This window comes from Pediococcus sp. (assembly GCF_003533255.1).
Lineage (GTDB): Bacteria > Bacillota > Bacilli > Lactobacillales > Lactobacillaceae > Pediococcus > Pediococcus parvulus.
The window spans coordinates 1-3,734 of record NZ_DOEM01000015.1; the positions used below are offsets into that span (position 1 = coordinate 1).

At 38.1% G+C, this 3,734-nt stretch carries 4 protein-coding genes; 1 reads left to right on the forward strand and 3 read right to left on the reverse strand.

Going from position 1 to position 3,734, the window contains the following annotated elements; translation table 11 throughout:
* Window positions 1-70: 70 nt before the first annotated feature.
* Both DD627_RS04180 and DD627_RS04185 read right to left on the reverse strand, forming a co-directional pair.
* Window positions 71-289 carry an immunity protein gene (locus DD627_RS04180; RefSeq protein ID WP_260275132.1) on the reverse strand — a complete coding sequence of 73 codons (219 nt, stop codon included), beginning with the start codon at window positions 287-289 and terminating at the stop codon, window positions 71-73.
* 52 nt (window positions 290-341) lie between these two features.
* Complete coding sequence (locus tag DD627_RS04185) at window positions 342-1,100, reverse strand: CPBP family intramembrane glutamic endopeptidase (protein WP_260275131.1); 759 nt, start codon at window positions 1,098-1,100, stop codon at window positions 342-344.
* Between the two features lie 140 nt (window positions 1,101-1,240).
* Here DD627_RS04185 and DD627_RS04190 point away from each other — a divergent pair, with 140 nt between their 5' ends.
* Window positions 1,241-3,508 carry an ATP-binding cassette domain-containing protein gene (locus DD627_RS04190; RefSeq protein ID WP_057784724.1) on the forward strand — a complete coding sequence of 756 codons (2,268 nt, stop codon included), beginning with the start codon at window positions 1,241-1,243 and terminating at the stop codon, window positions 3,506-3,508.
* An 86-nt stretch (window positions 3,509-3,594) separates the two neighbouring features.
* Here DD627_RS04190 and DD627_RS04195 read toward each other — a convergent pair whose 3' ends face one another.
* Complete coding sequence (locus DD627_RS04195; protein WP_286984577.1) at window positions 3,595-3,690, reverse strand: IS3 family transposase; 96 nt, start codon at window positions 3,688-3,690, stop codon at window positions 3,595-3,597.
* Between the last annotated feature and the right edge of the window lie 44 nt (window positions 3,691-3,734).

A 3,734-nucleotide genomic window follows, 5' to 3' on the forward strand; every position in this document is an offset into this window, starting at 1 on the left:
AACCACAAAGGGATTATCGCATTTTCCCAGTCTCTTTGTTTTATAATAATGCTCGATTAATTTGACTATTTTAAAATACTCCGAAAAGCAACGCTAATCCTAAAAGGAATATGATAATTCCAAAGAACAAGCCAAACCAAAGTCCAAACCCTATAAATACATTAGTGTTTTTCCCGGCCGTTTTTTTAAAACTTCTAAATGCCTGCCTAAAACTATAGAATTGCCATCCAGCTATTGCCAACGCTAAAATTCCACACAATCTTTCTATCAACATATCAAATGCCCCCATTAGTATTTCTTCGAGCCTTTACTCTCTAGAAATTTTTAGTTGTAAACATCCTTTATTCATAAGAAATAGATTCTTGAATACTCTGTTTTCGTTTGCCGGTAACTAAGAACAATGCTACGAGAACAAGAACAATCACCACAATCCAAGTGGCAATCCAATCGACACCATCTGGAGAAGTCATCAATAAATTGCCATTCGTATTTGAGAAAGCAAAAATATCTAAGAAGAAATGACTAACCATGGTAACTGCGATACTTTGCGTGTAAAGATACGTCGCTGAAAGGATCATCCCTCCGCCAGCTGCAAACAAAATTTGATTCAGAGTTGCGCTAAGGGATTGACCCGCGAGTAAATTTGAAGAATGCCACAGACCAAATAACAATCCATTAATCAAAACTACCCAGACATACTGATTCTTTACATGACTGAAAGCCTTCAAGCTTAAAAACAAGACTGCAAAACGAAACGCCCATTCTTCGCAGACTGTTTCTAACGCGCTTAAAACGATTTTTAGGTTAAAATGGCCTAACGAAAAATCGTAACTGGTAAAAATATTCGAAAGCTTATCGCCTGAACCAAAGCCATTCCAAACAATCAGTGCCAGTAAAACCACAATTGCAAAACTCACTACTAACCAGTTTGCCGAGCGTGATAGTCGCCAACCCGGTAGTTTGAATCCCCATAGATACATCAAAAACCCAACTGTAATAATAAACGCAAACGCATTAACAACCCCACTCATATCAATTGTTTGTAGGATTGAACCAATTTCTTTCGGTCGGGTATACCCTAGTGGCCGTTTTTGATCCATTATCAATGGCTTTTTAAATTAGGGCCTAGTACTTTTGGAATGGAAATACTTTCCAACACCAAAAATTCTAGACCCGATTATTTTTGTTAAACGAGATTTCTATATATAATGGAATTATAAATTTACTGTTGGAGGTTTTTATGACTGATTTATTTGCAGATGGGACTATCTCTATCCATGGAGCTCAAGAAAATAACTTAAAGGATGTCAGTTTAGATATTCCTAAGCATAAAACGACTGTATTTGCTGGTCTTTCTGGGTCTGGTAAATCCTCTTTAGTTTTTGATACATTAGCCGCTGTTTCCCGACGTGAATTGAATGAAACTTTTCCTAGTTTCACCCAACAATATTTGCCTAAATACGGTCAACCTGAAGTGAACCGAATCGACAACTTACCAGTGGCAATTGTGGTTGAACAGAAGCCTATTGGTCGTAATTCTCGATCTACTCTGGCAACCTACACCGGCATCTATTCCGTCTTACGTTTGATGTTTTCTCGAATTGGACAGCCTTGGGTTGGGTATTCTGAATGGTTTTCCTTTAACCTACCTCAGGGAATGTGTCCAAAATGTCAGGGATTAGGCTTTGTTGACGACATAGATGAACGTCAATTAATTGATCCTAATAAATCACTCAATGAAGGTGCAATGACTTTTGCCGGTTTTCAACCGGGAACTTGGCGTTGGAAGGAATATGGCAACAGTGGATTATTTGATTTAGACAAAAAAATTAAAGACTACACCGATGAAGAATATGATTTATTCATGCACGCTCCGCAACAAAAATTAAAAAATCCACCGGCAAATTGGGGCCGTACGGCATTATATGAAGGACTAGTTCCACGTATGCTTCGCTCTGTTATTCATAGTGCCTCAGGTCGTCATCATGAAGCTGCCTTATCAAAGATTGTCACTCGAAAACCTTGCCCAGTATGTCATGGAACACGTCTGAACAAAAAGGCTCTAACTGGTAAAATTGCTGGCAAAAATATTGCAGAAGTCAGCGATATGGATTTAGTAAGTGTCCTAAAATTTTTGGATAATATCTCGGACCCCAAGGCTAAAACAATGGTGCGTGAACTACATAGTAAAATTCAAGCTTTGGTCGACATCGGTTTAGGTTATCTTTCCCTTGGCCGTGGAACTGATACTCTATCTGGTGGAGAAGCTCAACGAATTAAAATTGCCAAATATTTGACGAGTTCCCTATCCGATTTAGTTTACGTACTCGATGAACCAAGTGTAGGACTCCATCCTCACGATATTAAATTAATTACCCAATCCTTAAAAAAGCTCAAGGAACATGGCAATACCATTATCCTAGTTGATCACAACCCTGCCATTATTTCGACAGCAGATTATGTCGTGGAAATGGGACCACAAGCCGGCAAAAATGGTGGTCAAGTAACTTTCACTGGTACCTACGACGAACTATTACGGTCAGATACGATTACGGGTAAAATGTTACGAGAAAAAATCACTTTCCCAAAGCCTCGTGAACCTCAATCTTGGCTAAATGTTAATCATGTAACTTCTCATAATTTAAAAGACGTATCTACCAGAATCCCTCAAGGTGTAATGACCGTGATATCTGGACCAGCAGGTTCTGGAAAAAGTACTTTAGTCCAAGCTTTCCAACAACAAGTTTCTGATCAAGACTATATTGATTTGAGTCAGGATTCTGTAGGTTTGAATATTCGTTCTACACCTGCAACTTACTTGAACATTTTAAATCCTCTACGAAAGCTTTTCAGTAAAGCCAACAATGGCGTTTCAACACAACTATTTAGTTATAACGGTAAAGGTGCTTGTCCCCGTTGCAAAGGTAAAGGTGTAATGATCACCGAGATGGCATTCATGGATCCAATCGTTCAAGAATGTGAGTTGTGTCATGGGAAACGTTATAGCCAAGAAGCACTACAATACACTTATCATGGCAAAGATATTTCTGAGGTTCTAAATCTTTCTATCAACGACACTTTAGAGTTTTTCAAAGATGTGCCAGATATCTACAAAAAGGTTAGTCTACTCCACCAAGTTGGACTTGGTTATTTGAATCTTAGCCAGTCGATGACCACTTTATCTGGTGGTGAAGTGCAACGTGTTAAGTTAGCAATGGAATTGAATCATACCGGCCGAATCTATTTCTTAGATGAACCAACAACCGGATTGCACTTACAGGATACTCAACAATTGATCGATTTATTTGAAGGATTGGTTGATAAGGGCAATACATTAATTCTGATTGAACATAATCTGAAATTAATTTCACGAGCCGATTGGTTAGTCGATATGGGACCCGATGCTGGTAAATTCGGCGGTCAAGTTTGTTTTGAAGGTCATCCAAAAGATAGCCTAAACGATAAAAACTCTCGGACTGGTGCTGCATTAGCAGCTATAATTTCTTAAAAGATTCAAAAAGATCACCTCATTTAAAGTGCAACACAAAAGTTAGACAAAATTGAATATTTTTAAACTGCTAAGGCATGTTCCCTTTATTCGCAGGGAGTCATGCCTTTTGTTTTCTGTGATATTCGTCGATTGTTAAACCAATCGACGTAATTCTTTGTGATTTCCTTGAATTCTCCAATATCTTTACACTGTGGAAATCTATTAAGACATTCTGTTTTAAGAA